A 1411-nucleotide genomic window follows, 5' to 3' on the forward strand; every position below is an offset into this window, starting at 1 on the left:
CCCCGCCCGCCGCACCGCCGGCCGCCCGCGCCGGGGCCGGGCTCGCTGACCCGACGCCGGTCGACCCGTCCCGCATCCGGGGCCTTGCACCCGAAAGCTGCACCCCGGCCGCAGCACCCGAACCCCTGTCCCGCAACCCCTTGAGGTGATCACCCATGCCTGCACGCACACCGTTCGCCCCCACCGCCGCCGACGCCGGGACCGCCGAGCGATCCCGGCTCGACGTCGCCGGCGAGCTGCTCGCCCTGCTCGGCAGGACCAGCACCGAGCCCCGCCCGAACGCCCAACTGGAGGCGCTGACCCTGACCGTGGCCGCCGACCTGCCCGTCCTGCTGTGGGGCGAGCCGGGAATCGGCAAGACCGCGGCGCTGACCGAGCTCGCCACCGCGCTCGACCTCCCGCTGACCACCGTGATCGCCAGCGTGCACGAGCCGTCCGACTTCTCCGGACTGCCCGTGCTGGGCGACGATCCGGCCGAGCAGGGCGTGCCGATGGCCCCGCCGGACTGGGCGGTGCGGCTGGTCCGGGCCGGCCGCGGCCTGCTGTTCCTGGACGAGCTGTCGACGGCGCCGCCCGCCGTCCAGGCCGCGCTGCTGCGCCTGGTGCTGGAGCGGCGCATCGGCGCCCTGCAGCTCCCGCCCGGGGTGCGGATCGTGGCCGCCGCCAATCCGCGTTCCTCGGCCGCCGACGGCTGGGAGCTGAGCCCGCCGCTGGCGAACCGGTTCGTCCACCTGGCCTGGACGCACGACCACGAGGTGGTGGTGCGCGGCCTCGGCGGTGTCTGGCCGCGCACCACCCTGCCCCGGCTCGATCCCGGTCGGCTGCCGGAGGCGGTGGAGCTCGCCCGCCGCGCGGTGTGCGGTCTGCTCTCGGCCCGTCCCGCGCTGGTGCACCGGCTGCCCGGCAACGAGACCCGGCGCGGCGGGGCGTGGCCCTCGCCGCGGAGCTGGGACATGACGCTGCGTCTGCTCGCCTTCGCCACCGCGGCCGGCTCCTCGCGGGAGGTGCTCTCGCTGCTCGTCCGGGGCGCCGTCGGGGACGGCCCCGGCCTGGAACTCCTGGCTGCCCTGGACCGGATGGACCTGCCGGACCCGGAGTCGCTGCTCGCCGATCCGGCCTCGGCCGTGCTGCCCGAGCGGGGCGATCTGCGGCAGGCCGCGCTCGACGCCGTGGTGGACGCCGTCCGCCGCCGTCCCGAGCGGTCGCGCTGGGACGCGGCCTGGACCCTGCTGGCCCGCGCCCTCGAGACCGGCGCGCCGGACCTGGTGGTCGTCCCGGCGACCACGCTCGCCTCGTTGCGCCAGGAGGATTGGGACGTGCCCGCGTCCGTCGAACGGCTCGCCGGTGCGGTGTCGCTCTCCCGCCGAGCGGACCGGGCGGCGGCCCGGGCGGCGGGGCACCCGGCGGCCGG

General features: G+C 77.9%; 1 protein-coding gene. It reads left to right on the top strand.

The window, feature by feature from the left end:
• Positions 1 to 155 precede the first annotated feature (155 nt).
• Positions 156 to 1411 (top strand): MoxR family ATPase (locus ABZ641_RS37295; RefSeq protein ID WP_359989021.1); only part of this gene is annotated, 1256 nt, incomplete at its 3' end.

This window comes from Kitasatospora sp. NPDC007106 (assembly GCF_040634455.1).
Lineage (GTDB): Bacteria > Actinomycetota > Actinomycetes > Streptomycetales > Streptomycetaceae > Kitasatospora > Kitasatospora arboriphila.